The sequence below is a fragment of the Pedobacter sp. genome (assembly GCF_965279535.1).
Taxonomy (GTDB): Bacteria; Bacteroidota; Bacteroidia; order Sphingobacteriales; family Sphingobacteriaceae; genus Pedobacter.
Genome location: NZ_OZ257244.1, coordinates 534,040 through 560,960, shown reverse-complemented (window position 1 = coordinate 560,960; position 26,921 = coordinate 534,040). Strand labels below are relative to the sequence as shown.

Genomic DNA, 26,921 nt, shown 5'->3' with positions numbered 1-26,921 from the left:
AAAAGGATTGGCTCTTATCTTTTTAAACCTGCGGGAAACCGTTACAATAAGTAACATTACCATAATTAATTATTTTCTGCGGCACACAGGTCGTATATTTACAATTTAAAATTATATTATGAATAAAATCGTTTTTTCGGTAGCAAGCTTCTTGCTATTCACCTCGCTAATCTTCTCTTGTACGCAAAACAAAAAGCTGCCTTATTATGGCGAACGCCATGCGGAAACGGTAAGAGATGCAGCTGGAGTTGAAAAAATAGATACCGTTTATCAAACTATTCCTAACTGGTCGTTTCTAAACCAGGATAGTGTGGTTACTACAAATAAAGCTACTGATGGTAAAGTATATGTAGCTGATTTTTTCTTTACTTCCTGCACGACGATCTGCCCTACTATGCACCGTAATTTAATGGATATTTACACCGCATTTAAAGGTAATCCAGATGTATTATTTGTTTCTCATACCATTGATTTCAAATACGATAAACCTTCTGCTTTAAAGAAATATGCGCAGAAACTAGGCGTTGATGGACCAAAGTGGTTATTTCTCTATGGATCAAAAGACAGTGTATATACCCTTGCTGAAAAGAGCTACCTGGTTGCTGTTGGTGAAGACAGCACTGCTAAAGATGGCTACATTCACCAAGGATACCTGGTACTGATTGATAAAGATAAACACATCAGGGGTGCTTATGATGGTACAAAACCAGAAGAAGTAGAGAAGCTTAAGCAAGACATCCCATTATTACTTGCAGAATATAAAAAATAAATATTCAATTAGCCCCAGAACATACAGGAATTTCTGGGGCTAAATATCTCTTAAGTATATTATCATATCATGCGTTTAAACATTATCAAGGCTACTTTTATCTTATTGGTTATCGGTGTAATCATTTCATGCCAAAACCAGGAAACAATTGATTTGCAGAATTACATTTCCAGTGGAAAAGATATCTATAAGGCCAAATGTCAGAATTGTCATGGTGAGAATGGTGAAGGGCTTGGGCAACTGGCTCCTCCCTTAACTGATAGTGTGTTCCTGAAGCATAATAAAAACCGATTGGCTTGTATCATCAAGAATGGTTTGAATGAAGCCATCACTGTGCAGGGTAAAACCTATAAAGAAAAGATGCCTGCTTTTCCGGAACTAACTGATATTGAAGTGGCACAGGTGATGGTATTTGTTACCAATGCTTTTGGAAATAATCAGGGTTTTGTATCTTATCAACAGGTTTCTTCTCAATTGCAACAGTGTAAATGAGTTTCAGTATTGATATTTGGCCCTATCTGGTATTAGCGGCTTAGTAAGCATTCCTTATCGATTTTTTGATTAAAAAAAGTGCTGTGACTACAATATAATTTTGTACTTGTGTGGTAAAAAAGATAAAACCATTTCAACTTTCTGATTAAAAAAGCCATCTTTGCGCAAAATGCAGGTTGTTCTATCGCTGTTTCGGGTAAAACCGAGAGAGAGGAAAGTCCGGGCAACACAGGGCATCTCGCTTTCTAACGGAAAGGGATTTAGGAATGAAAACCTGAATTACGGATTAGTGCAACAGAAAATATACCGTCTCAACTTTGTTGAGATAAGGGTGAAAACGTGTGGTAAGAGCGCACGAGCATTGCAGGCGACTGCAGTGGTTTGTAAACCCCGAGAGTTGAAAGACCAAATAGGCTAACGCATGTAGGGCTGCCCGTCCGATGTTAGTGGGTAGGTCGTTAGAGATAAATGGCAACATTTATAGTGGATTAATGATAGAAATTCCGTTTACGGAAAACAGAACCCGGCTTATAGACCTGCATTTTTTATTCCTTTCTTTTTCTAAAACCTTTATCCCCTTTTCTCGTTTATAGCTTATAAATTGTATAAAAAACTATACATTAATTAAAAAATAATATATTAGCACTTCAAATTAGAATCTGATAAACTAATGGCCAAACTATTAATAATTGATGATGAGCGGGCGATAAGAAGTACCCTTCGCGAAATCCTGGAATACGAAAATTACGATGTGGAAGATATCGATAATGGTATTGACGGGTTGGAGTTGATCAAAAAAGACAACTTTGATTTGGTGCTTTGTGATATCAAAATGAACAAAATGGACGGTTTAGAGGTGCTTGAACAGGCACAGTTAATCAAACCAGATCTTCCTTTTATCATGATTTCGGGGCACGGTACAGTAGAAACGGCTATAGAAGCAAGTAAAAAGGGAGCGTTTGATTTTATTTCCAAACCACCTGATTTGAATCGTTTATTGATTACGGTTCGAAATGCGCTGGATAGAGGAACTTTAGTTACGGAAACCAAAGTTTTAAAACGTAAAGCAAGTAAAACCAGAGAGATTTTGGGCGAATCTGAAAGTATCTCTAAAATTAAAGAAACAATAGAACGTGTAGCACCTACTGATGCAAGAGTATTGATTACAGGTGCAAACGGTAGTGGTAAAGAATTGGTAGCCCGTTGGTTACATGAAAAATCGAATCGTTCAGAGAGTCCGCTAATTGAAGTGAACTGTGCTGCTATTCCTTCTGAATTAATTGAGAGCGAGTTGTTCGGGCATGAAAAGGGATCATTTACTTCGGCAGTGAAGCAACGTATCGGGAAGTTTGAACTGGCCAACGGCGGAACTTTGTTTTTAGATGAGATTGGCGATATGAGCCTCTCTGCACAAGCCAAGGTGTTAAGAGCTTTACAGGAACATAAAATAACCCGGGTAGGTGGTGAAAAGGAAATTGATGTTAATGTGCGTGTACTTGCGGCTACGAATAAGGATTTATTAAAGGAAATTGAAGAAGGTAATTTCCGTATGGACTTGTACCATCGGTTAAATGTAATCAACATTCATGTACCACATTTAACTGAGCGTGTAGATGATATCCCCGTAATTGCACAAAACTTTTTAGAAAGTATTTGTGGTGATTATGGCATGCCAGTTAAGAAAATTAACGATGCAGGAATGACAGCGTTACAAGCTTTGCCCTGGACAGGTAATGTTAGAGAACTGCATAATATGATTGAACGTTTAATTATTTTAAGTGATAAAGTTATCACCGAGCACGATGTAAGGGCATTTGCCAATCCTGGCGGAGGAACAAATATAGGTTCAGCAAGCGCGTCTCAAATTGCACAGTCAGGAGGCTCAAGTCTCTCTTCAACATTTGATAGTTTCAATAACTTTCAGGATTATAAAGATCATGCAGAACGTGAGTTTATTAAATTCAAATTAGAGAAAAACAATTGGAATGTCTCTAAAACGGCTGATGAAATTGATATTCAGAGAAGCCATTTATACAGTAAAATAGAGAAGTTTGGTTTAAAAAGAGCTGAATAAAACTCAATTAGGTTAATAAAAAAGGGTTGGCAAATTTGTACTGCCAACCCTTTTTTTATTGAATACGGTTAATTCATGTAGTCTGCATGGCGCATCAAAAGTGCCCTGTACTTATTAAATATTGCGGCTTTTGAAATAAAGCCCTGATAAATATTCTGATCATTTACTACCGGAACTAACCAGATATTATGCTGTTCCATCTTCTCCAACACAGCTTTTAGGTCATCTGTTTCGTAAACCATTGTCGGAGCAGTTTGTACCAGATGTTGTGCGGTAATGTAAGTTCTTTCTGTAACATCCAGCATTTTACTGAAAATTTCCTCTACATAAATTATTCCTTTAAAATCACCTGTCTCATCCGTAACTGAACAAATATTTTTACGTGATTTTAAAATTTCATTCATCTTATGAAACAGGATGTCATTCATTTGCAGTTGAATATGGTTCTTGTCAATTAAGTATTTCAACTTCATCTGGGCAAGCACTGTAGTATCTTTATCTTCATGTGATAATAACTCTCCTTTATCTGCTAGCGCTTTAGTATAAATAGAATGTTTTTGAACGCCTCTATTACAAGCGTATGAAATTGCTGAAGTAATCATTAGCGGAACCATAAGTATGTACCCACCTGTAATTTCTGCAATCAGGAAGATGCCTGTTAATGGTGCATGCATAATAGCACTCAATGCGGCCGCCATTCCTGCGACAATAAAGTTTGAGGTGTTTAGCTGGGCAATTCCGGATAGATTGACTGCATAAGAAAATATAAATCCAATTAAACCACCCATAATTAAACTTGGTGCAAATGTGCCCCCATTCCCTCCGGCTCCTAATGTTACCAGGGTAGCAACTGATTTTGCGAAAATCGTTACCACTGTAAAAAGGATTACCAGTGCAGGGATTTGGTTGTAATCTGAAAATATGCTGTTATTAATCACCGTAAGATAGTCGCCCTTTAAAAGTCCTTTTATGGTAATGTATCCCTCACCATATAAAGTTGGGAAAAGGAAAACCATACCACCCAACAATAAGCCTCCAACAATCACTTTAGTGTATGGATGTTTTATTTTATAAAAGAAACCCTTTACGGCATAATTAGCCTTTGTAAAATAGATAGAGAATAATCCAATTAACAAGGCAAGGATTACGTAATAAAACAATGCATTAATTTTCCAACCTTCAGTTACTAAAAAAAACAGTTGCTGGGTATAGAAAAGCCTGGCAACAACAGTTGCAGTCGCAGCCGAAAGTAACAAAGGTATAAATGCTGGTATGCTAAATTCAGGTAGAAGAATTTCGATAGCGAACACAATCCCAGCAATGGGACTACTAAAAGCACCAGCAATACCTGCAGCAGCACCACATGCTACAAGCATGGTAATTTCTCGGTATGAAAGACCTAACATCCTGCCCAGATTTGAACCAATAGCCGAACCGCTGGTAACTATTGGTGCTTCTAAACCGGTTGAGCCACCAAAACCAACTGTAACGGCAGCGGTAATTACCTGCGAATAAATATTATGGGCCTCAACCCTGCTCGATTTTTTTGAAATGGCGTAAAGTAAAGGGGTCAGACCTGTCTCGAACTTGTTTCTTCTGATAAAATATTTGATATATAAAACAGTAAGAAAAATACCAATGAGGGGAAAAAACAGGTACAGGTAATACTTGTATTTCCAGTGCCAGTCTGATTGTAGAAACTCCTCTATATGGTGGGTAAGGCTTTTAAGCACTGCTGCAGCAAGCCCGGCAAGAATTCCAACTACTACAGCCAGTATAATTAGGAAATTGCGGTTTGAGATTTTAGATTTCCTGTACCGGTTAATCTTATCCAGATAGTTTACAAATCGGATATACATATTTTTGAGTTTAACTGGAGGCGGATAATTTAGTTGTTTAAATCAAAATTGTTGCCTTAACGGGTATCTTTTAAGCATCAAATTTATCCAAAAGCTTAATTAATGTAGCAAAATCCTTAGGATATGGCGCCTCAATTAAAATATCATTTCCATCTAAGCCTTTAAACACCAGTTGTTTGGCATGGAGTGCAAAACGCTTCATAATGGGCTGTTCTTCTTCACCTTTGGTTAATTTAAAACCCCGTTTAATTCCTGAAAGAAATACCGGTTTTCCCCGATACATATCATCTCCAACAATAGCTGCTTTCTGTGTGGCTAAATGGATGCGAATCTGGTGCATTCTTCCGGTAATTGGCTTGCACTCCACTAAAGTATAATGTTTATAATACTTTAATGAATTGAAAATGGTTTCAGCTCTTTTACCCTCTGCCCTGTCAATGGTTACGTTTTTATTTCCTGCATTTAAAATGGGAAGATCTACCATCAGATTATCAAAAATCACGTGTCCATCAACCACTGCATGATAGGTTTTATTTACTTTTCTCTTTTCAAACTGGATAGAAGCATTGCGATATGCCTCAGCGTTTTTAGCAATAATTAAAGCACCGGAGGTTTCCTTGTCTAAGCGGTGACACACTTGCGCATCTTCAGTATATTGTCTGGCTAATCTGAGCACATTAATTTCACCAGGAGCAGAACGCTCATCCAAGGAAGCTAAAAATGGTGGTTTATTTACAACTATATAATCGTTGTCTTCAAAAAGGATAAGATCTTTAAAATTTGGGAATTTCAATACGTAATGTGATTAATGAGCTGCAAAAATACAATTTATTTTATTAGATAGTAGGTCATTTGTGTCAGATATCCCCAAAAGAAAAATGCCTCAAGAATAGATTCATGAGGCATTTTCTTTTATTTATTGATTATTAAGACAATTCAAACTTATAACCTACGCCTTTAACCGTAGATACATAAGTCTCTCCTAATTTCTCACGCAATTTTCTAATGTGTACATCAATAGTTCTATTGGTTACCACAACAGAGTCTTCCCATATGTTTTTAAGGATAGATTCGCGGGTATAAACTTTACCTGGTTTAGAGGCTAACAGATATAAAAGTTCGAATTCTTTTTTAGCTAAAATCACTTTCTGACCAGCCTGAAATACTAAATAAGCTTCCCTATCAATTACTAAATCGCCAATTTCTAATTTATTTTCAGATACCTCTTCAGTTCCTGTATTTCTGCGTAAAATGGCATTGATACGACTTACCAAGGCCCTTGGTTTAATAGGTTTCGCTATGTAATCATCAGCACCCACATTAAAGCCTGCTATTTCTGAGTACTCTTCGCTTCTGGCCGTTAAAAATACCATAAAAGTATTTTTAAATTCAGGGATTGCTCTCATCAGTCTGCAAGCCTCTATCCCGTCCATTTTAGGCATCATAATATCTAAAATAATCAGATCAGGATGAACTTTCTTCGCAACACTGATTCCTTCCTGGCCATTTGACGCTAAAAATACCTGGTATCCTTCTTTCTTTAGATTGTACTCTATTAATTCCAGGATATCTGGTTCATCATCGACTATTAAAATTTTTTGACCTGCGTTGTTCATAGTTAAATATTTGTTACGAAAGTAATGTCTATGATGTAATTATGGGTTAAGGCTAAGTTAAGAAATTGTTAACCGATTAGATTAGTTTAACATTTATTTTGTTTTAGCGTAACGTTTTGGCTAGAAAGGCATCTAGCTGGTCACCACGCAGGTTTTTTGCTGCAATTTTACCATTGGGATCGATTAAGTAAGAGGTAGGAATGGCCTGAACCTGATATTTTCTAACCGTTTCCCCATTAAAATCCTTCAACTCACTGGTATGCGTCCAGGTTAATCCATCCGCTTTAACTGCACCTAACCATGCTGCTTTATCTGTATCTAATGAAATACCTAAAATATCGAAATTTTTTGTTTTATATTTATTGTAAACCTTAACCACATTCGGGTTTTCCTGACGGCATGGTTGACACCATGAAGCCCAGAAATCTACCAGTACATATTTACCTTTGTAATCTGATAAGCTTACAGGTTTGCCTTCTGCTGTGTTAATGGTAAACGCTGGCGCTGGTTGACCTACCTGTACTGCCTTTAATAAAGCCATTTGTTTAACAAATGTATCTACAGTTGCATTACCTTTAATCTCCTCTTTAATTTCGTCGCTAAATTGAACCAGTTCTGCCTCAAATTCCTGTGGACTTAAAGTATTCATGGCATAGAAACTGGCTAAAGTGCCTTTGTTATCTTTTGCAAACTTTAAGATTTTATCATTCAATTGGTTAATGTATGATTCATATTGAGGTTTCATTTGCTCTAAAATTGCAGCTCTGTTTTGAGGTTGGCTGGCTACTTTAGATTCAAATTCTCCTTGCAGTTTCTCCGCTTGTTTAGCGAAGTCATTTCTAATTGTATTAAGTTCTGATAATTTCTCTACTTCGTTTGCACCAGATATTTTATAAGCAAGTGCTTTATCTGCTAAATCGGCTTCAAGCTTTATTTGATCGCCATTCTTAGCAATGAGCATGAATTCATGATTACCTGCCGAAACCCTGAAAAAGTCTACAGAAGGTGTTTTACGAATAAACTTAAATTCTCCCTTTTCAGATAAATTTGTAGAATCGATAGCCACCATGTTGCTATTTTGCATGCCATACAGAAACACTTTTTTCTCTGTTCCAGGGTTTTCAAATTTTCCATCAATTACAAAACTATCTTTGGGTTTGCAAGCCGTAAAGGCTACAGCAACGAGTAATATCAGGCTTAATGATTTCAATTTCATGTGTTTATTGTTTTAGGGTTGGATCATGCAGTATTTTGAAATACTACCGTTCCTTATTTCAGTTTATCGAGTATCAGTTCATTTAATTTCTTGGCATCTGCTTTCCCTTTGGCAAGCTTCATAACATCACCAACGAATAAGCCCAAAACACCCTTCTTTCCTTTTTTATAGGCTTCAACTTGTTGAGGGTATTTATTTAAAACTTCTTCAATAAAACTACTCAGCTCATCGCCATTATCAGATATTAAAAGGTTTAACGATTGTGCAAGATCGGTTGCTTTAGCAGAACTGTTTTTCTCCAGTTCAGGTAGAAGTTGCTGAATAGCAATTTGTTGTGTGAGCTTTTTCTGGTCAACCAGATTGATGGTCTCTGCCAGCTGAGCAGGTTTTACTTCATAATCAGCTATAGCAACGTTTTTTTCGTTTAACAGTGCTCTAAGCGGTCCTATCAACCAGTTAATTAACGTCTTTTTATTGGTTACTAATGGTAAGGCCTGATTAAAATAACTTAACAAATCCAGGTCTTCTGCAAATAATGTTGCGTCAGCTTTGCTGATATTAAACTCGGCTATCATTCGCTTAGCAATTTCATTCGGTAAGGCTGGCATCGCTGATTTGATCTCTGCAAGCCAATCATCAGAAATAAAGATAGGTTGTAAGTCGGGATCTGAGAAATAACGATAATCGTTGGCTTCCTCTTTTGTACGCATTGGAGAAGTTGTTCCCTTTTCAGCATCAAAGTTTAGTGTACTTTGAATAATCTTGCCTCCTGCGTCAATAACTCCGGCCTGTCTGCCAAATTCAAACTCTACAGCCCTTCTTACATTGCGCATAGAATTCAGGTTCTTCACTTCGCATCTTGTTCCAAATGCAGTTTCGCCATGTTTGCGGATCGATATATTTGCATCACAACGCAAACTACCCTCTTCCATGTTTCCATCACTTACATTAAGATGCCTTACCAGTTTACGAATCTCAGCTAAGAGCACAGAAGCTTCTTCGGCACTTCTGATATCGGGCTCGGTTACAATCTCAATCAAAGGAACACCTGCCCTGTTTAAATCTACCAGCGAGTAATTATCATCCTGATCGTGGATGCTCTTGCCTGCATCCTCTTCTAAGTGAATGCGGTTAATCCCAATTTTCTTGGTACTGCCGTCTGAAAGTTCAATTTCTAAATACCCATTAACGCAAATGGGTTGATTATCCTGAGTAATCTGATATCCCTTAGGAAGATCGGCATAGAAATAATTTTTACGATCAAAATGATTCGTTTGATTAATGCTGCAATTTAAAGCCAGACCAATACGTACAGCCTTTGCTACAACTTCCTTGTTTAATTTAGGCAAGGCTCCTGGCAATGCCAGAGATACTGTAGAAATATTTTGATTAGGTAAAGCTCCAAAAGATGCACTATCTGCAGAAAAGATTTTGGTGTTCGTATTTAGCTGGACATGTATCTCCAGGCCAGAAACGAGTTCGTATTTGTTCTCGGATGTACCTAAACTCATATTTAATGGATGTGCTTCAATTTTAATATATAATAAAGCAAAGATAGTTAAATACTGTTAAAACAGACAGCTGCAATTAAACTGGCACGTAAAATGAATATCTATAAACAAACACACAATTTTTAACTTAAATGACCTTATGAAAAGATTATTTTTTGCAGTTACAGTAACCATGATGTCGTTGCTGGGCTTAAGTGCTAAAGCACAGGTAAATGTGAATATTAATATTGGTTCCCAACCGCTCTGGGGACCCACCGGATATGATCACGTAGATTATTATTATCTTCCTGATGTAGAGAGTTACTATTATGTACCCAAGAAACAGTTTGTATATCTGAACGGTAACGATTGGGTTTTTGCCAACAGCTTACCATCCCGTTATGGTAATTATGATCTGTACAATGGCTATAAAGTGGTAATCAATTCTCCTAAACCTTATTTGAACTTTAACAATGATCGTGTTAAATATGCCAAATTTAAAGGAAACGGAAAGAAACAACTGGTTATACGTGATAGCAGGGAAAGTAAATATTATGTTGTAAAAGGCCATCCGCATGGTATGCCTCCAGGACAAGCCAAAAAGATATATGGCAAAGGTAACAATGGAAATGGCCATGGAAACGGTAAAGGCAAGCATAAATAACCACTTAAATGATTTGAAAACAGGAGATGCAAAAAACATCTCCTATTTTATTTTTGATACAATAGTTTTTTTGGCACAGCGTTTGAATTCTTAAAAACACACACAAATTAATACGATTATGAAAAAGTTATTTATCATCTCTGCGATTTTAGGTATCGTAGCTTTAACATCTAATCAATCAAGCGCTCAAGTTAGTATCAATGTTAATATAGGGGCTCAGCCTTCCTGGGTACCGGTAGGTTACCAAAGTGTAGATTACTATTACTTACCAGAAGTTCAATCGTATTACTACGTACCTCAAAGACAATTTGTTTTTTTAAGTGGAAATCGATGGACGAGGTCAAGATATTTACCTGCGAGATACAGAGGCTACGATCTTCATCACGGTAGAAAGATTGTGATGTATGGCAATAGTCCTTATCGCAGTTATAACACCCACAGAGTTAGATACTCAAATAACTATTCTAACCACCGTGTAATCCGTTCTTCTTATGGAAGCAACCGGGGGCCTGCAATGCTTTACGGCTATAAAGGCCACGGAAGATCAGATCGTCATTTTAGTTATGGTGGCGGACGAGGTCATGACAGGGGTCACGGACATGGTAGAGGAAGACATTAAGACATAAAAAAAGAGGCGATTAGCCTCTTTTTTTATGTCTTATTCTTTTATTGATTTAAGGGATAAATGTTTCTGCTTTTTCCAGAACAGCTTTTAATCCAGCCCCATTCTTCCCTCCTGCTGTAGCGTAAAAAGGCTGGCCACCTCCACCACCCTGAATTTCCTTTGCTAATTCTCGTACGATATTAGATGCATTTAAACCTTTATCTTTTACTAAATGTTCAGAAAGCATTACGGTAATGCTCGGTTTTCCATCAATCTCAGAAGTAAATACCAAAACTAAATTGTCGATCATACTTTTTAATGAGAAAGCCAGGTTTTTAACCGCTTCTGCATTAGGTAAATCAATATGTCTTGCAATTAAATTAAAGCCTCTTATTCCTCTTACATGGTGAACGATTTCATGTTTCAGATTCTCTACGCGCTCGTTGGTTGACTTTTCGATCTCTTTTTTGAGCTTAGCATTTTCTTCTAAAAGTGTTTGGACAGAAGCAGCTAAATCTTTACTTCCGTTAAGAAGCGTTTTTAATTGGGCAAGCTCTTTGCGCTGGTCAAGGAAAAATTGTTCTGCTTTATCCGCAGTAATCGCTTCAATACGGCGAACACCAGCTGCAACTGCACTTTCTGAAATGATTTTAAACGAACCAATTTGACCGGTTGCTTTTACATGGGTTCCACCGCAAAGTTCTTTAGAGAAATGATCGTCAAAAGTAATCATACGAACAAAATCGCCATATTTCTCCCCAAAGAGTGCAGTAACACCACTATCAATAGCATCCTGATAAGGCACGTTGCGTTGTTCTTTTAGCCTAATATTTGCCCTGATTTTTTGGTTAACCATTACTTCTATTTCGGCTAACTCCTCATCTGTTACTTTAGAGAAATGAGAAAAATCAAATCTCAGATAGTCGGCATTTACCAGTGAACCCTTTTGATTAACGTGATTACCCAATACCTTTTTAAGTGCGGCATGAAGTAAGTGTGTAGCCGAATGGTTGTCTTCTGTTAAGATACGTTTATCCTCATCTACTACAGCCCAGAATTTGCCTTCCAGGTTATCAGGCAGTATATCGGTAAAGTGCACCGTTAAACCGTTTTCCTTTTTAGTATCGGTAATATCTACCCAAAACTGGCGACTATGATCTTCTAAACGACCTGTGTCGCCAACCTGGCCCCCACTTTCAGCGTAAAAAGGTGTTTGTCTAAGTACGATCTGATATTGCTCTTTACCCTTTGCTTTTACTTTGCGGTATTTTAAAATTTCAGTCTCAATTTCTAAGTCATCATAACCTACAAATTCACTCTGGTCATCAGCGTTCACAATAATCCAGTCACTTGTATCAATTGCTGTAGCTGCACGACTATCGTCTTTTTGTTTTTTAAGCGCCAGCTCATAGCCTGCTAAATCTACTATCCATCCCTTTTCCTTGGCCATTAATTCGGTTAAGTCGATAGGAAATCCGAAGGTATCTGAGAGTTCAAATGCAAAGTTTCCTTCAATAACATTATGATTAGCCTGATATTTTTCAAATCTTTGAATACCCGTAGATAATGTTCTTAAAAAAGCAACTTCTTCTTCTAAAATTACTTTCTGAACAAAATCCTGTTGTGAAATTAAGTCATCGAATACACCCTTAAATTGTTCGGACAATAATGGAACTAACTGGTTTAAAAATGGTTCTTTAAAATTTAAAAAGGTATATGCATAGCGTACAGCACGACGTAAAATCCTGCGGATCACATATCCGGCTTTATTATTGGATGGCAGTTGTCCGTCAGCTATTACAAATGAAATGGCACGGATGTGATCGGCCATTACTCGCATTGCAATATCCGTTTTCTCATCGGCACCATATTTAATGCCCGATTTTTCAGCTATAAATTGAATAAGTGGTTGGAAAACATCTGTGTCATAATTCGAGGTTTTATCCTGTAATACACGAACCAGACGTTCAAAACCCATTCCTGTATCTACGTGTTTTGCCGGAAGGCTTTGCAAGGAACTATCTTTTAAGCGATTAAACTGCATAAATACATTGTTCCAGATTTCAATCACCTGAGGATGATCTGCATTTACCAGTGTCGCGCCGTTTACCAATGCTTTTTCTTCATCAGTACGACAATCTACATGGATTTCAGAACACGGTCCACATGGTCCGGTATCGCCCATTTCCCAGAAATTATCCTTTTTGTTACCTGGAAGGATGTGACTTTCATCTACATATTGTTTCCAGAGATCGTAAGCCTCCTGATCTTTTGCCAGCCCCTCTTTTTCATCACCTTCAAAGTAAGTAACATAAAGCTTTTCTTTAGGTATTTTATAAACCTCTGTTAAAAGCTCCCAGCTCCAGGCAATGGCTTCTTTTTTGAAATAATCGCCAAAGCTCCAGTTGCCCAGCATCTCGAACATGGTATGGTGATAGGTATCAATACCTACTTCTTCTAAATCATTATGTTTTCCTGAAACACGTAAGCAGCGTTGAGTATCGGCCACACGCGCATATTTAATTGCAGCCTCGCCTAAGAACAGGTCTTTAAACTGGTTCATACCAGCATTGGTAAACATTAAAGTAGGATCGTTCTTCACCACAATAGGTGCAGAAGGAACAATGTGATGTTGTTTAGATTCAAAAAAACCGAGGAATGCCTGTCTTATCTCTTTTGCTGTCATTACGTTATTAATTGGAGGAACAAAATTAAAATTTTATTGCGTTAATAAGGAAAAATCGAACTACATTTGAATACTTTAATTAATCGATGTAATACACTCATAATCAAGCCTACTATATGCCGTACAAAGAAAGAGATATCAATAAAATGTATTATACCATGGGCGAAGTGACCGAAATGTTTAATGTAAACGCCTCACAAATCAGGTTTTACGAAAAAGAATTTGACATCCTTCAACCTAAAAAGAATAAGAAAGGCAACAGGCTTTTTACTCCTGAAGATATAGAGAATTTAAAAATTATTTTTAATCTGGTTGATGAAAAAGGTTTTACCCTCAAAGGTGCTAAAGAGCATTTGAAGAATAATAAATCTGATGTTAAAGAGAATCAAAAGATTATTGATTCGTTAGAAAAGCTGAAGTCGTTTTTATTGAATATTTCTCAAGAGCTGTAAGCATCAAGCCGGATAGTAAATTAGCCCAAGCTGTCATTCTCACAACTGTGTTCTCAATACTATTTTAATACAAACCATTTGTGTATTGGATAATTTTATTACATTAGAATAATCAAACAATAATCACCCTATTTTTTTTAACTGGTTTAACGCCCTTTTATGAAAGTATGGTATGTATTGTTTATCTCCCTTATTCCTCAATTTTTATTTGCCCAAAACAATTTGGGTTCTCGGTCTACAGCAATCGGAAAGAATGCTATAGCAGTATCCGATGTTTGGAGTATTCAGGCAAACCCTGCCGCTGGTCAGGATCTGAAATCTGCAATTATCGCGATAGCCTATCTCAAGCACTTTTTTAGTAACGAAATTAGCAGCCAAGCTTTTGCAGCTGTCTTGCCGTTCAACAACAATCTTATAGCTGCAAGTTTTCAGGCTTACGGATTTTCTGAATACAAGGAATCAAAAATTGGTTTTGGATATGCTAAAAAATTCAGTCCGGATTTTTCATTAGGGCTTAATGCGAATTATCATCAATTGAAAATAACTGGTTACGGGCATATTACGGGCTTCTCTTTAGATGTAGGTGTCTATTATAAATTGTTAAAGGAAGTTGCTGTCGGCGCAAGCGTAATTAATATTGCTCAACAACAATATACCAATGAAGCACTAAAAAGTAATATACCCACAGTTTTTAGTATAGGTTCAAGCTATCAACCTACCGAGAAGGTTTTGGTAGCAGCAACAATTAGTAAAATACTTAAACAACCTGTAGATGCCAGCATTGGCATAGATTATAAGTTTGCAAGGGCATTTAGTCTAAGAGGCGGTATATCAATTTGTCCATTTAAGCAATATGGAGGATTTGGATTAAACTATAAACAATTCTTGCTGGAAATGGCAACTGTTTATGATCCAAATTTAGGTTATTCACCACAAATGGGTATTAGCTATGCGTTTTAAAATCCTAACTATTTTATGTTTGTGGATTTCAGCTTCCATAGCATATGCCCAGAATCATGAAGAGGCAGATATTCGTGATATAGTGGAAAGCATAGCTGAAAACCTTTCTGAAGACTATGATTTAACTGAATTAACGGAAGTATTAGATCGGTTTAAAAAGCATCCGATTAATTTAAATCAAACCACAGAAGATGAATTGAAGCGTTTGGTTTTCCTTTCACCATTGCAAATCAGTAATTTATTCAATCACCTTAAAGAAAATGGAAAGTTGCTAGATGTATTGGAATTACAGGCTGTAGATGGCTTCACTGTAGAAATTATTGAGCAGCTGCTTCCTTTTGTAACCGTGGGTCAAAATTTAACGCTTGCAGAACTTAAGGATAAAAAAATATATAAGAACGGCGAAAACAATCTGTTTCTTCGTTATGCGAGAACACTTCAAAAACTTAAAGGATTTGAAGATTTGCCAGGAAACAAGTATCTGGGAACACCAGATAGGTTTCAATTGCGGTATCGTTATCATTATGATGACCGGCTTGCAGCATCACTTACCTTAGATAAAGACGCAGGAGAAAAGTTTTTCAGCAAGCCATTTGATTTTTATTCTGGTAGCATTGCCCTCTTCAAAGTGGGAAGAATAAAAAAACTAATACTAGGCGATTATACCATGCAGTTTGGTCAAGGCCTAACGCTGTGGTCTGGATTTTCATTTGGGAAAGCCCCTGATGTAACATCTGTGGCTAAAAAAGACCTGGGACTGCGTCCTTATACTTCATCCAATGAATACGCATTTTTTAGGGGCACGGCTGCGACTATATTTTATAAGAATATTGAGATTACCCCTTTTGTTTCTTTAAGAAAATTGGATGCCAGTCAAAGTTTTGATGCTGATAGCAATCTGGTTCAATCTACTATTAACCAAACAGGTTTACATCGCACACCTACAGAGATTAAAAATAAAAACTCATTAAGTCAATTGGTATTGGGTTCTGTATTTCAATATAACAAGGGTGAATTCAGTATTGGAGGCATTGCTTATCATACTAATTTTAGCAATAGCTTTATAAGTCAGTCTTCTGTTTATGATCATTTCAGTTTTACCGGGCAATCATTAACAAATCTGGGTTTATTTTATAACTACTCTTTCCAAAACATTTATCTTTTTGGTGAAGGGGCTAAATCAATTAGAAATGGCTTCGCTTTTAATAGCGGTGCACTGCTGAGTTTATCGAGAACGATTTCATGTGCGGTATTTTATAGAAATTACAACAAGGATTATCATTCCTTTTTTAACCAGGCGACATCAGAAAATACTGAAGCCATTAATGAAGATGGGCTGTATACAGGCTTAAATGTTGTTCCGAATAAAGTGTGGCATATTTCCTTTTATGCAGATTATTTTAAGTTTCCATGGCTGAAGTATCGGGTAGACGCGCCCTCAAAGGGCTATGAAATTTTAGGGCAAATCAAATATACGCCTGGCAAAGCATTTAAAGCTATACTTCGCTATAAATCAGAAATTAAACAACAGAATACGGACCTCGAGGTACCTTTAAACTTTCTTGATCAGATAAGAAAGGAAAACTATCGCCTGGAATTCAATTGGCAAATCAATAAGCAATGGAAATTTCAAAACCGTTTAGAAGTTTCGCAATTTAAAAAAGGAATTCAACCTAGAGAATTTGGTTATTTAGCTTATCAGGATATCAACTTCCCTCCGCTTTTCAGTAAATTTTCGGGTAATATAAGATTCGCATATTTCAGTACGGCAGGTTATAACAGTAGGATTTATGCCTATGAAGATGACGTACTATATAGTTTTGCGTTCGGTGTATATAGCGGTAAGGGATTTCGATCCTATCTTAATTTAAAGTATAAGCTAAATGATCGGCTTGATGCCTGGGTCAGATATGCGATGTTCAGGTATAGAGATGTGCAGACAGTTGGGACATATCTGGATGAAATTGAAGGTAGTAAAAAAACTGATCTAAAGTTTCAGTTAAGATATCAGTTTTAATCATGTTTAAAGCCGAATATCTATTTGCCCGTATTCTTTTGCCCTTAGTGACCGGTATTGGAGTTGCCTATTTTTTCCAGTCGAAGTTAGTATTTCATTTGTGCAGTACGGCAGGTTTGATAAGCTTGTTTGTTTTGATTGGCCTGAATTTCTACTATACTCCATATGGTTTAAATAGGCATAAAGGGCTTATTGGAACCATCTTCATTTTCTTTTTCTTTTTATTTGGTGCTTCCCTATGTCTATATAACAGTCAGGGTATCCAGCCGAACTATTTTGGTAATGAGCGTTATAGAACACTCAAAATCTGGGTTGCAGAAGAACCGCAGGAAACCAATAATATTGTTCGTTTTAAAAGTGTAGTAACAGCCGGGCACCAACAAGGTGGATTCAAAGCGGTTTCGGGTAATTTACTTATTGCTTTAAAATTAGACGCCCTTCATCCTTTGCAACTTCAATATGGTGATGAGCTAATTATTTCTTGTTCAGTGTTACCAGTTGAACCACCTTATAATCCTGGTGAATTTGATTTTAAAGCCTGGCTTGCATCACAAAATGTATATCTGCAAGCATTTGTTCTCCAACAGCAGGCAATTAAAACCCATAAAAACAAGGGTAATCCCCTATTACAGCTGGCTTTAAAAGTACGAAAAGACCAGATTAATAAGTATAAAAAGCTAATCAGGGGTGATGAAGCGTTTGCAGTAGCTTCAACGCTAATTCTCGGTTATCGGGCAGATTTAAGTAATGAAACATTGGATACCTATGCAAAAACAGGTACAATCCATGCCTTATCAGTTTCCGGTGCACACGTGGCTATTATTTATGCTGTTATCAACTTTTTATTTTCCTTCATGAGAAAGGGTCAAAAGTCAGGCTTGTTAAAGTTGGTGCTAATTAGTTTGCTGATTTGGACTTACGCAATAATTACCGGATTATCACCATCCGTTACACGGTCTGCCATTATGATAACCGCATTCATAGTGAGTAAAACTTTTGCTAAGGATAGTAATAGTTACAACATTCTTGCTTTCTCTGCTTTTATACAACTCGTATACGATCCTTTTCTATTATGGGATGTAGGATTCCAACTCTCCTATCTTGCTGTTTTTGGCTTACTTTATTTACAGCCAAAGATATATCATTGGTTTTTCATCAGGCATAAGTGGATAGACAAGATCTGGCAATTTATTGCCCTTTCCCTGGCAGCTCAAATCGTTAGTTTTCCACTTAGCTTATACTATTTTCACCAGTTTCCGGTTTACTTTTTATTGGCTAATTTAATCATTACCCTGCCTCTTATAGCCATGATGTATTTGGGAATTATCATCTTAATTCCTGGTATGGGATTTTTTGCACCGATCTTAACATGGATCATCACGCATACGAATAATGTTTTACAAGGGATTGCTGATCTTCCATTTTCTACTGTTTCGTCAGTTTGGATAAGCTTTACCGAATTTTTGCTGTTGAGTTTATCGCTATCTTTTATCACATACGGATTGGTTCATTTGAATAAGATGTGGATTTATGCATCCTTAGTCTGCCTCATATTTTATCAAGCTTCTATCGTTAACAGTAATTTAAAGGCTGTAAATCAGCACAGGATTATATTCTTCAGCTTGCGGAGAAACTATGCCGCGGCATTTATAAAAGGAAGAACAGCTTTCCTCCTAACCGACTTAAAAATGGCGGATAAAAATTATCTGTTTTTTATTAAACCTGCCCTGGATCAGGCCCAGATTACTGATGTTCATTTATTAGCTTTAGATAGAGAGATTATCTCAAAAGAAATCATATTAAAAAATCAGCAACTCGTTTTTTATGGCTATAAAATATTACTAATTGATCAGTGTTTGAATTACAGGAAAATAGATCTGGAAGGAGATTTTTCAGCTATATGGCTTCATCAGAATACCCGGTTTAATTTGGATAAACTTCCTGTTAACCTGAAATATAAAACAATTCTTATCGATGCAACAAACAGGGATTATCGGATAAAGCAGTTTAAAACCTTTGCAGAAAATAATCATCTGGACACGCATATATTAAAGAAAAATAAAGCATATTTGGTAGAATTAACCCCTTAAATATGGAAAGCTTGGTTTTGTATGAGGTACAGGATAGGATTGCAAAGATAACCCTTAATAGACCGGAAAAACGGAATGCGTTAAATCCTCAGTTGATTTCAGACTTAACAGAAGCATTTATCCGATCGGCAGAAGACGATTTGGTAAAGGTTATTGTACTTAAAGCCAATGGTGACGCTTTTAGTGCTGGTGCAGATTTGGAATACCTGCAACAACTACAGCACAATTCGTTTGAAGAAAACGTTGCGGATACCAACCGGTTAAAAAAACTTTTTACCACTATTTATTACCTACCCAAAATAGTCATTGCCCAGGTTGAAGGACATGCTATAGCCGGTGGTTGTGGCTTAGCTACAATTTGTGATATCATATTTGCAACACCCGAAAGTAATTTTGGTTATACAGAGGTTAAGATTGGATTTGTTCCAGCATTGGTTTCCTGCTTTTTAATGCAAAAGGTTAATGAAGCTATTGCGAAAGAGATTTTGCTGACTGGAAAAACATTCAATGCAGAGCAAGCTTTAAAATATAATTTGATAAATTTTGTAACAAAGGACAATGAAATCGATCAAAAAGTAACAGAATTTGCATTAAGTTTGTGTAGAGAAAGTTCAGGAAATTCATTGATGGTTACTAAACAGCTTATTTCGCAAACTATAAACCCTACCTTAGAGAAAAGTTTGGAAACTGCTGCTCAGATAAATGCATTAGCGAGAGATAGCAGCGATTTCAAAAAAGGAATTGCTTCTTTTCTGAATAAGGAAAAAATTAATTGGTAACAAAAACTAAACATCATATCATGTTCAAATCAATCAAAACTAGCTTTATAGCTTTAATTTTAGTGGGTAGTGCTATTATTGCCCATGCCCAAAAGAAAATATCTGAAGGTACGTTAACCTATGGTCTGGAATATAAATTAACTGATGAGCAAAAATCGCAAATGGGCGGCATGGAGCCACCTGCAGAGCTAAAAGTTAAATTCAATAATGGCTTAACCAAAATTGAAATGGAACAAGGGCCTGCACTTATTGGTATTATTTCAGACAACAATGAAAAAACAGGATTAATTTTAGTAGATGTTCCTGTAGCTCAAAAGCAGTATGCTGTAAAACAATCTAAAGAAGATGTGGCCAAAGCTATGGGTGAATTACCTAAATATTCTGATTTTAAAGCTACTGGTGAGAAACAAACCATTGCGGGTTACAATGCAGAGAAGTATACTTTCAAAGATGATAAAGGTGCCGCTTTAGAACTGTGGGCTACCAAGGATTTAGATCTTCCAAATGTTGGTGCTCAAAATTACTTTCCAGGATTAAATGCTTTTCCGGTTAAATATACCATGACACAAAGAGGTATTTTAACTACAACCACTTTAAAGGCCGTATCTGATGCTAAAGTGGGTGCTATTTCAATTGCTGTTCCTGCAGGATATGAAGAAACTACCATGCAAGCTTTAATGTCAATGGGCGGCGGAGAATAATTCAATTCCAATAAATACCTGAAAGCTTTTTAACTGCTGGCATTTTATTAAATTAGCCAAAAGTTAAAAAGCTTTTTTTATACTTATTATTTATGATTAAAAAATTACTTATCAGATTGTCTTTGGGATGCATTTTAATATGCGGATTTTCAAAGGCAAATGCCCAGGGAATTAACTGGACCAAAGATGGCAATGGCTATTATCAAAATGCAGGAGGTGAAATTGTTTCAGTTACGCTACCTAAAAACGAACGTAAAACCATTATTACACGATCTTTATTAACCCCCACAGGTAGCAGTAATGCTCTTGCCGTTCGCAGTTTCCAGCTATCTGAAGACGGAACCAAAGCACTGATTTACACCAACACCAAGAAAGTTTGGCGTTATGATACCCGTGGTGATTACTGGTTGGCAGATTTGACAACCAATAAATTGACACAAATTGGTAAAGACAAGCCTGTATCTTCTTTAATGTTTGCCAAGCTATCGCCTGATGGCAGCAAAGTGGCTTATGTAAGTAAACACAATCTATATGTAGAAAATGTAGACGGAAGTAATGCAAAGGCCTTAACAACAAATGGTACCGACAGAATGATCAATGGTACTTTTGATTGGGTTTATGAAGAAGAATTTGATTGCAGAGATGGCTTTAGGTGGAGTCCTGATGGAAAATCCATCGCTTACTGGCAAATTGATGCCACGAAAATCAAGAACTTTCTGATGATAAATAATACGGATTCTATTTATCCTTATACTATTCCTGTTGAATATCCCAAAGTAGGTGAAAACCCTTCAGCCTGTAAAGTTGGAGTGGTTAATGTGGCTACCGCACAAACCAGTTGGTTAAACGTTCCTGGCGATAATATTCAGCATTACATTCCAAGAATGCAGTGGGTTCCAAACAGTAATCAAATCATTTTGCAGCAATTAAACCGTGAGCAAAATGAAAGCATCGTATTTATCTGTGATGCAGGTACTGGCGCAGCCAAAGCGGTGTACACCGAAAAAGCTAAAGCCTGGATTGATGCGCAAGATGAGTGGAAATGGTTAAATGATAACAAGGAGTTTACCATTTTATCTGATAAAGATGGCTGGAGTCATTTGTATAGAATCAGTATTGACGGAAAAAAAGAAACTTTGGTTACAAAGGGTAACTATGATGTGATTGATGTGAAGTTAATTGATGTGAAAAATAATCAGGTTTATTTTTTGGCTTCACCAACAAATGCTACCCAGAAGTATCTTTTTAAAACAAAGTTAGATGGGAAAGGAAAATTAGAGCAGGTTACACCATCTGTGTTACCTGGTACACACAATTATGATATTTCTCCGAATGCAGCTTTTGCTATCCATAATTACAATAGTTCGGTAGTAAGACCCGTATCTGAATGGATGAATTTTGCCAGTGGTAATCCATTAACGATGGATGGAAGCATTACCAGTCAGCTGGCTAAGCAAGAAGCGCCCAAGAACAAAGTAGAATTTTTTAAGGTAACCACTGAAGATGGTGTTGAATTAGATGGTTGGATGAAAAAACCTGATAATTTTAATCCAAATAAGAAATATCCGGTAGTATTTTATGTTTATGGTGAACCGGCTTCTCCGACTGCTACCGATGTTTATAGCGCAGGCAAAAACTTTTTATATGCAGGCGATATGCCTAAAGATGGTTATATCTATATCTCGATGGATAACAGAGGTGCTCCGGTGCCAAAAGGTAGTGCATGGCGTAAAGGCATTTATAAGAATATCGGTGTGTTGAACGTTCGTGATCAGGCGATGGCTACTAAGAAATTATTGGCTACTCACGCTTTTATGGATAAAGATCGTGTTGCTGTTTGGGGATGGAGCGGAGGAGGTTCTTCTACTTTAAATTTAATGTTCCAATATCCTGAAATCTACAAAACAGGTATTGCAATTGCTGCGGTTGGAAACCAGCTGACTTATGATAATATTTATCAGGAACGCTACATGGGTACACCATTTCCAAGTAAAGAAGCCTATGTAAAGGGGTCTCCGGTTACACATGCTAAAAATTTAAAGGGAAATCTCCTCTATATTCATGGTACTGGTGATGATAATGTACATTATCAAAATGCAGAAATGTTGATTAATGAATTGATAAAAAATAAGAAGGTTTTTCAATTAATGAGTTATCCGAATAGAACACACAGTATTTCTGAAGGTGAAGGTACCAGTGAGCATTTAGCTTTAACCTTTACCAAATTCTTAAGAGACAATTGCCCTCCTGGAGCAAAATAAAATTTAAAAAGCAGCCTTTGGGCTGCTTTTTTTATGCAATTAAGTTTTGGCAAAACATAGCTACAGCTATGGCAATACCAAAGCTTAATAATGTTCCGATAAGTACATATTCTGTTAATTTGATATCATGAGCTTTAGTCAGGTCACCAAAACGAAAGATAGATTTGGCTCCAAGCAGAAATCCTACTGCTTCAAAATGATTGGTAAGTATAAATAAGAAAATCAGTGCACGCTCCAGTATTCCAATGTATTTACCAGCATTTTGGAGCGATTGCGGTGTTTGCGATTGATTTGGAGGAAGCCACTTGGCAATGATTACACGCATAACAATGGATGTAGGCATGGTTAGAAATACCAATCCTGAAACGATAATCCAGGTATTGATCTCGTTAATGTAACTGATGTTAATCCTTCCCTTGTACGCAAAGTGCCATATCACTACAATTGTGATAAAATGAAGTACCTGGTCTATAAAAAATAAAATCCTTGTGTTTTTATTGTTTTGAAGCAGGATCTTCAATGCATCTATTACGAGGTGGATCCCTCCTATTGAAAGCGCAACCTTCCAGATCGAAAAGTCAAAAAAGATTAAGAAAATTAAAACAATGTGGATTCCCACATGAAGATACAGCTTCCAGGATTTTAACTTCTTTTGTTCTTTATCTTTTACCCAGGAATTAGGCTGTAAGAAAAAGTCTCCTATTAAATGCGCAAGAATAAGTTTAACAAGGTAGATATCCATTATACTGACAATAATTGATTTAATTTTTTACGATATAATTTATCCATTTCCATGATTTCTGAAAAGTGTGCCCGTTTTAATGCCTCACTTACAGAAGATTGTGTTCTTCCCGAAATAGCCGCTAACTCACTCTGTAATATATTTTCATGTTCTAAAGCATGCTTAACCACTTCAGCGGTCGCTACTCCCCAACTGTCCATGGCAATTAAAGAAAGTTTAATTAGAATGTTAATCTCTTCATCAAATTGAGGGAAATCTGTTTTGATAGAGAGGTTTACTTTAGCTTGCTTTAAACCATCAAAGGCAATACCCGAGTTAACAAAAACTTCACCACTTGCCTCGCTAAGCTTTGCCCGTTTAGTTTTTATTTCGCCCAAACCTATTCCCATTCTCACATCAGCTGCCTTATTGGTTCTGATACATGCTTTTATATAGATGGCACTTTTGAGTGCATCTGCTGCTTTGACTTCCAATTGAAAACTATCGCCCCGATATATCTCCCAATTGTTGTCAGATACATTTTTTAGCGCTGCTTTTAAGGCTTCCAACCAAGTTTCTTTTAGTTTCCTTGAACCTACAATATCTCCTGTAATGATACAAACCATTATACAATATCGAATTAATTCAGCAAACTTCCAAATATTATCGGCTTTTTAACCGATAATTCTAATTATCGGTTAATTGAACGATATTTTAAAATATCGGCTTTTTAGCCGATAAATATGGTTATCGGGTGATTACCCGATAAGATGTCAAAACTTATAAGCTAATTTATTTGTTCATTAAGCATGGCATTAATTGAATTTACCAAAAGAGGCATTTATTGTAAGCAAGGCGATTTTTATATAGATCCCTGGTGGCCGGTTGATTATGCCATAACTACACATGGACATAGCGATCATGTCCGGTTTGGAAACAAAAACTATCTCTGTCAAACCCTCACTAAACCTATTATTAAGCGAAGAATAAGTGAGGATCTTGCTGTTGAGACCCTCAACTATGGCGAGCATATCTCCAGAAATGGTGTGGATATTTCATTTTTTCCTGCCGGACATATTATTGGTTCTGCACAGGTACGTTTAGAATATAAAGGAGAGGTTTGTGTTGTTTCTGGTGATTATAAAGTCGAAGCTGACGGCATTGCTGATCCATTTGAACCGGTAAAGTGCCATAGCTTTGTTTCGGAGAGTACATTTGGCCTCCCGGTTTATAAATGGCAAAAACAAGACGTAGTGTTCAATGGAATAAAAGATTGGGTAAATGCGAATATTGGACAACAAAAGACAAGTGTACTAATAGCCTATAGCCTGGGCAAGGCACAACGCCTGATTAAGAATTTAGCCGGGAATGTACCCATATATGTTCACAATAGTATAGCGAACCTGAACGAGGTGATTATTAATGCAGGTGTAGATCTCCCTGAAACGATAAGGATCAGACCTGAGCATACAAAGGATGAATTGCAAAAAGGAATTTTGATTGTTCCTCCGGCAATGAGGGATAGCAGGTGGATTAAAAGCCTGAATCATCCGGTTACAGGAATCTGTTCTGGATGGATGCAGGTTCGGGCACACCGGCGATGGCAAAGTGCTGATGCAGGATTTGCTTTGAGTGATCATGCCGATTGGCCAGGACTCCTGGATGCGATAAATGCTACCGGGGCAGAAAAAGTATATGTTACTCATGGTTTTACAGCAGCCTTTAGTCGCTATCTCAATGAAAATGGATTGTCATCTGTAGAAGTAACAACGAAATTCGGGCAAGAGGATGATGAAGAAAGTAAAGTGGATCTTGCTGAAGAGCAAATAAATAAATCTTAATTATGAAGCGCTTTGCCCAACTTATCCAGCAACTGGAACTTAGCAATAAAACCAATGATAAAATAGCGGCACTGGTTCAGTACTTCAATACTGCCGATGATAAGGACAAAGTTTGGGTAATTGCTTTATTTACAGGAAAAAAACCTAAACGGCCAATTAAATCGGCACTACTTAAATATTGGGCGATCGAAATCACCCAAACCCCCGAGTGGCTATTTACAGAAAGCTATCATAATGTAGGAGATTTAAGTGAAACAATTGCTTTGCTCCTTCCTCCTGCAGCATTTCGAATCGATCTTCAATTGCATCAATGGATTCAGGATTTACACCAATTAGAAGGGAAAACAGACGATGATAAGAAAGTATTTATGCTCAATGCCTGGAATAGCCTGGAAACTCAGGAGCGTTTTATCTTTAATAAGTTGATTTCGGGTAATTTTAGAATAGGTGTTTCTAATAAAATGCTGGTAAATGCCCTGGCTAAACAAAGTAATTTGGAAAGTACCCAAATTATGCACAGCATAATGGGTAAATGGAATCCCTACGAGATTACTTTTACGGAGCTTATTAATGGCATTCATGTAAATACAGATAATTCCTGGCCTTATCCTTTTTGCTTAGCTTATGCGCTGGAGAATGAGCCTGAGCAATTGGGAGATATTAAAGATTGGCAGGCCGAATGGAAATGGGATGGTATACGAGGGCAGATTGTGAAACGCAATGGCGAACTCTTTATTTGGTCGAGAGGTGAAGAACTGGTGACTGACCAGTTTCCAGAATTACATTTTTTAATTGATGAGCTTCCGGATGGTACCGTTCTGGATGGAGAAATATTAGCAGTAAAAGATAAACAGGTTTTATCCTTCAGTACTTTACAACAGCGTTTAAATAGAAAGGTGATTAACAAAAAGCAACTGGACGAGGCTCCGATTGGTTTTTTTACCTATGATTTATTGGAATTTGATGCCCAGGATATCAGAGAATTACCACTGGAAGAAAGACGCAAAAAGCTGGTACAGCTTATTAATGGATTGAAAGAATCCGCTGTTATTTTATCGCCTGTTATCGATTGCTCTTCCTGGGATAAACTTGCAGAACTAAGGCAGGATTCCAGATCAATAAACAGTGAAGGGATTATGCTTAAAAAATTAAATTCGCATTATCACAGCGGCCGAAAACGAGGAGATTGGTGGAAATGGAAAATTAATCCTTATACCGTTGATGCAGTGATGATTTATGCGCAAAAAGGGAGTGGCAGAAGGGCAAATTTCTTTACTGACTATACCTTTGCAGTTCGCGATGGAGAAAACCTCGTGACCATAGCAAAGGCCTATTCTGGCCTGACGGATAAAGAAATTAAAGCAGTAAATTCTTTCGTAAACAAAAATGCAATTGAAAAATTCGGACCCGTACGTACCGTTAAACCCGAACTGGTTTTTGAAATTGCCTTTGAAGGTATTGCCGAAAGTAAACGCCACAAAGCTGGTCTAGCATTGCGTTTTCCCCGCATTCTACGCTGGAGGACTGATAAAAAAGCAAATGAGATTAATACATTGGATGATTTAAGGCAATTATTGCAATCTACACTCGACTAAACTCAACACAAATCCTGATCTTTATTTGTTTTAA

Annotated in this window: 22 protein-coding genes and 1 other RNA gene; 15 read left to right on the top strand and 8 right to left on the bottom strand. The window is 36.9% G+C overall.

The window, feature by feature from the left end; genetic code table 11:
• The first annotated feature begins 118 nt into the window (after positions 1 to 118).
• The 4 genes from ACQY77_RS01995 (at position 119) to ACQY77_RS01980 (ending at position 3,335) form a co-directional block, all read left to right on the top strand.
• Positions 119 to 769 (top strand): SCO family protein, encoded by a 651-nt coding sequence (locus tag ACQY77_RS01995; protein ID WP_421939664.1) that lies wholly within the window; start codon positions 119 to 121, stop codon positions 767 to 769.
• Between the two features lie 69 nt (positions 770 to 838).
• Entirely contained in the window at positions 839 to 1,261 is a 423-nt protein-coding gene (locus ACQY77_RS01990; RefSeq protein ID WP_421939665.1) for a c-type cytochrome, read from the top strand.
• Between the two features lie 168 nt (positions 1,262 to 1,429).
• Positions 1,430 to 1,808: RNase P RNA component class A (gene rnpB / locus ACQY77_RS01985), an RNA gene on the top strand.
• A 123-nt stretch (positions 1,809 to 1,931) separates the two neighbouring features.
• Complete coding sequence (locus tag ACQY77_RS01980; protein ID WP_421939666.1) at positions 1,932 to 3,335, top strand: sigma-54-dependent transcriptional regulator; 1,404 nt, start codon at positions 1,932 to 1,934, stop codon at positions 3,333 to 3,335.
• A 68-nt stretch (positions 3,336 to 3,403) separates the two neighbouring features.
• Here the strand turns inward: ACQY77_RS01980 and ACQY77_RS01975 are convergent, their stop codons facing one another.
• The 5 genes from ACQY77_RS01975 to gatB form a co-directional block, all read right to left on the bottom strand.
• The gene (locus tag ACQY77_RS01975) at positions 3,404 to 5,194 is read right to left on the bottom strand and encodes a chloride channel protein (protein ID WP_421939667.1); all 1,791 of its coding nucleotides are present in this window, start codon (positions 5,192 to 5,194) and stop codon (positions 3,404 to 3,406) included.
• A gap of 70 nt (positions 5,195 to 5,264) precedes the next feature.
• A complete protein-coding gene (locus ACQY77_RS01970; RefSeq protein ID WP_421939668.1) occupies positions 5,265 to 5,987 on the bottom strand; it encodes an RluA family pseudouridine synthase in 723 nt (240 codons plus the stop codon).
• 133 nt (positions 5,988 to 6,120) lie between these two features.
• Positions 6,121 to 6,810: a response regulator transcription factor gene (locus ACQY77_RS01965; protein WP_421939669.1), complete on the bottom strand. Its 690-nt coding sequence runs from the start codon at positions 6,808 to 6,810 to the stop codon at positions 6,121 to 6,123.
• 103 nt (positions 6,811 to 6,913) lie between these two features.
• Positions 6,914 to 8,026 carry a redoxin domain-containing protein gene (locus ACQY77_RS01960; protein ID WP_421939670.1) on the bottom strand — a complete coding sequence of 371 codons (1,113 nt, stop codon included), beginning with the start codon at positions 8,024 to 8,026 and terminating at the stop codon, positions 6,914 to 6,916.
• Between the two features lie 53 nt (positions 8,027 to 8,079).
• Positions 8,080 to 9,537 (bottom strand): Asp-tRNA(Asn)/Glu-tRNA(Gln) amidotransferase subunit GatB, encoded by a 1,458-nt coding sequence (gatB, locus tag ACQY77_RS01955; protein ID WP_421939671.1) that lies wholly within the window; start codon positions 9,535 to 9,537, stop codon positions 8,080 to 8,082.
• Positions 9,538 to 9,676: 139 nt separating this feature from the next.
• Here gatB and ACQY77_RS01950 point away from each other — a divergent pair, with 139 nt between their 5' ends.
• Both ACQY77_RS01950 and ACQY77_RS01945 read left to right on the top strand, forming a co-directional pair.
• The gene (locus ACQY77_RS01950) at positions 9,677 to 10,180 is read left to right on the top strand and encodes a hypothetical protein (RefSeq protein ID WP_421939672.1); all 504 of its coding nucleotides are present in this window, start codon (positions 9,677 to 9,679) and stop codon (positions 10,178 to 10,180) included.
• 118 nt (positions 10,181 to 10,298) lie between these two features.
• The gene (locus ACQY77_RS01945) at positions 10,299 to 10,799 is read left to right on the top strand and encodes a hypothetical protein (RefSeq protein ID WP_421939673.1); all 501 of its coding nucleotides are present in this window, start codon (positions 10,299 to 10,301) and stop codon (positions 10,797 to 10,799) included.
• 55 nt (positions 10,800 to 10,854) lie between these two features.
• Here ACQY77_RS01945 and alaS read toward each other — a convergent pair whose 3' ends face one another.
• Positions 10,855 to 13,470 (bottom strand): alanine--tRNA ligase, encoded by a 2,616-nt coding sequence (gene alaS, locus ACQY77_RS01940; RefSeq protein ID WP_421939674.1) that lies wholly within the window; start codon positions 13,468 to 13,470, stop codon positions 10,855 to 10,857.
• A gap of 116 nt (positions 13,471 to 13,586) precedes the next feature.
• Here alaS and ACQY77_RS01935 point away from each other — a divergent pair, with 116 nt between their 5' ends.
• From ACQY77_RS01935 to ACQY77_RS01905, 7 genes are all read left to right on the top strand, one after another.
• A complete protein-coding gene (locus ACQY77_RS01935; RefSeq protein WP_090885267.1) occupies positions 13,587 to 13,922 on the top strand; it encodes a MerR family transcriptional regulator in 336 nt (111 codons plus the stop codon).
• A 159-nt stretch (positions 13,923 to 14,081) separates the two neighbouring features.
• Positions 14,082 to 14,882: a hypothetical protein gene (locus ACQY77_RS01930; protein WP_421939675.1), complete on the top strand. Its 801-nt coding sequence runs from the start codon at positions 14,082 to 14,084 to the stop codon at positions 14,880 to 14,882.
• Positions 14,872 to 16,899, top strand: a complete 2,028-nt coding sequence (locus tag ACQY77_RS01925; protein WP_421939676.1) for a ComEA family DNA-binding protein — start codon at positions 14,872 to 14,874, stop codon at positions 16,897 to 16,899. The genes ACQY77_RS01930 and ACQY77_RS01925 overlap by 11 nt, the downstream gene beginning before the upstream one ends.
• A gap of 2 nt (positions 16,900 to 16,901) precedes the next feature.
• On the top strand, positions 16,902 to 18,989 hold the full coding sequence (locus ACQY77_RS01920; RefSeq protein ID WP_421939677.1) for a ComEC/Rec2 family competence protein: 2,088 nt from the start codon (positions 16,902 to 16,904) through the stop codon (positions 18,987 to 18,989).
• 2 nt (positions 18,990 to 18,991) lie between these two features.
• Positions 18,992 to 19,768 carry an enoyl-CoA hydratase/isomerase family protein gene (locus ACQY77_RS01915; RefSeq protein WP_421939678.1) on the top strand — a complete coding sequence of 259 codons (777 nt, stop codon included), beginning with the start codon at positions 18,992 to 18,994 and terminating at the stop codon, positions 19,766 to 19,768.
• A 20-nt stretch (positions 19,769 to 19,788) separates the two neighbouring features.
• The gene (locus ACQY77_RS01910) at positions 19,789 to 20,469 is read left to right on the top strand and encodes a DUF4412 domain-containing protein (RefSeq protein ID WP_421939679.1); all 681 of its coding nucleotides are present in this window, start codon (positions 19,789 to 19,791) and stop codon (positions 20,467 to 20,469) included.
• A gap of 92 nt (positions 20,470 to 20,561) precedes the next feature.
• On the top strand, positions 20,562 to 22,730 hold the full coding sequence (locus ACQY77_RS01905) for a S9 family peptidase (protein ID WP_421939680.1): 2,169 nt from the start codon (positions 20,562 to 20,564) through the stop codon (positions 22,728 to 22,730).
• A gap of 31 nt (positions 22,731 to 22,761) precedes the next feature.
• Here the strand turns inward: ACQY77_RS01905 and ACQY77_RS01900 are convergent, their stop codons facing one another.
• Positions 22,762 to 23,472, bottom strand: coding sequence for a DUF3307 domain-containing protein (locus ACQY77_RS01900; RefSeq protein WP_421939681.1), 711 nt, complete (start codon positions 23,470 to 23,472; stop codon positions 22,762 to 22,764).
• A complete protein-coding gene (locus ACQY77_RS01895; protein ID WP_428430117.1) occupies positions 23,472 to 24,077 on the bottom strand; it encodes a hypothetical protein in 606 nt (201 codons plus the stop codon). Before ACQY77_RS01895 ends, ACQY77_RS01900 begins: the two co-directional genes overlap by 1 nt.
• Before the next feature lie 183 nt (positions 24,078 to 24,260).
• On the opposite strand from ACQY77_RS01895, the gene ACQY77_RS01890 reads away from it, so the two are divergent.
• Together ACQY77_RS01890 and ACQY77_RS01885 are read left to right on the top strand one after the other, a co-directional pair.
• The gene (locus ACQY77_RS01890; protein ID WP_421939683.1) at positions 24,261 to 25,292 is read left to right on the top strand and encodes a ligase-associated DNA damage response exonuclease; all 1,032 of its coding nucleotides are present in this window, start codon (positions 24,261 to 24,263) and stop codon (positions 25,290 to 25,292) included.
• Between the two features lie 2 nt (positions 25,293 to 25,294).
• Positions 25,295 to 26,887 (top strand): ATP-dependent DNA ligase, encoded by a 1,593-nt coding sequence (locus ACQY77_RS01885; protein WP_421939684.1) that lies wholly within the window; start codon positions 25,295 to 25,297, stop codon positions 26,885 to 26,887.
• Positions 26,888 to 26,921 lie beyond the last annotated feature (34 nt).

Bases quoted from the DNA above. Each gene is read 5' to 3' on its own strand.
- ACQY77_RS01895 (WP_428430117.1), bottom strand. From the start codon at position 24,077: ATGGTTTGTATCATTACAGGAGATATTGTAGGTTCAAGGAAACTAAAA.
- ACQY77_RS01910 (WP_421939679.1), top strand. From the start codon at position 19,789: ATGTTCAAATCAATCAAAACTAGCTTTATAGCTTTAATTTTAGTGGGT.
- ACQY77_RS01930 (WP_421939675.1), top strand. From the start codon at position 14,082: ATGAAAGTATGGTATGTATTGTTTATCTCCCTTATTCCTCAATTTTTA.
- ACQY77_RS01905 (WP_421939680.1), top strand. From the start codon at position 20,562: ATGATTAAAAAATTACTTATCAGATTGTCTTTGGGATGCATTTTAATA.
- ACQY77_RS01965 (WP_421939669.1), bottom strand. From the start codon at position 6,810: ATGAACAACGCAGGTCAAAAAATTTTAATAGTCGATGATGAACCAGAT.
- ACQY77_RS01900 (WP_421939681.1), bottom strand. From the start codon at position 23,472: ATGGATATCTACCTTGTTAAACTTATTCTTGCGCATTTAATAGGAGAC.
- ACQY77_RS01885 (WP_421939684.1), top strand. From the start codon at position 25,295: ATGAAGCGCTTTGCCCAACTTATCCAGCAACTGGAACTTAGCAATAAA.
- ACQY77_RS01925 (WP_421939676.1), top strand. From the start codon at position 14,872: ATGCGTTTTAAAATCCTAACTATTTTATGTTTGTGGATTTCAGCTTCC.
- ACQY77_RS01890 (WP_421939683.1), top strand. From the start codon at position 24,261: ATGGCATTAATTGAATTTACCAAAAGAGGCATTTATTGTAAGCAAGGC.
- ACQY77_RS01935 (WP_090885267.1), top strand. From the start codon at position 13,587: ATGCCGTACAAAGAAAGAGATATCAATAAAATGTATTATACCATGGGC.
- ACQY77_RS01915 (WP_421939678.1), top strand. From the start codon at position 18,992: ATGGAAAGCTTGGTTTTGTATGAGGTACAGGATAGGATTGCAAAGATA.
- gatB (WP_421939671.1), bottom strand. From the start codon at position 9,537: ATGAGTTTAGGTACATCCGAGAACAAATACGAACTCGTTTCTGGCCTG.
- ACQY77_RS01990 (WP_421939665.1), top strand. From the start codon at position 839: ATGCGTTTAAACATTATCAAGGCTACTTTTATCTTATTGGTTATCGGT.
- ACQY77_RS01975 (WP_421939667.1), bottom strand. From the start codon at position 5,194: ATGTATATCCGATTTGTAAACTATCTGGATAAGATTAACCGGTACAGG.
- ACQY77_RS01920 (WP_421939677.1), top strand. From the start codon at position 16,902: ATGTTTAAAGCCGAATATCTATTTGCCCGTATTCTTTTGCCCTTAGTG.
- ACQY77_RS01995 (WP_421939664.1), top strand. From the start codon at position 119: ATGAATAAAATCGTTTTTTCGGTAGCAAGCTTCTTGCTATTCACCTCG.
- ACQY77_RS01960 (WP_421939670.1), bottom strand. From the start codon at position 8,026: ATGAAATTGAAATCATTAAGCCTGATATTACTCGTTGCTGTAGCCTTT.
- ACQY77_RS01945 (WP_421939673.1), top strand. From the start codon at position 10,299: ATGAAAAAGTTATTTATCATCTCTGCGATTTTAGGTATCGTAGCTTTA.
- ACQY77_RS01950 (WP_421939672.1), top strand. From the start codon at position 9,677: ATGAAAAGATTATTTTTTGCAGTTACAGTAACCATGATGTCGTTGCTG.
- ACQY77_RS01980 (WP_421939666.1), top strand. From the start codon at position 1,932: ATGGCCAAACTATTAATAATTGATGATGAGCGGGCGATAAGAAGTACC.
- alaS (WP_421939674.1), bottom strand. From the start codon at position 13,470: ATGACAGCAAAAGAGATAAGACAGGCATTCCTCGGTTTTTTTGAATCT.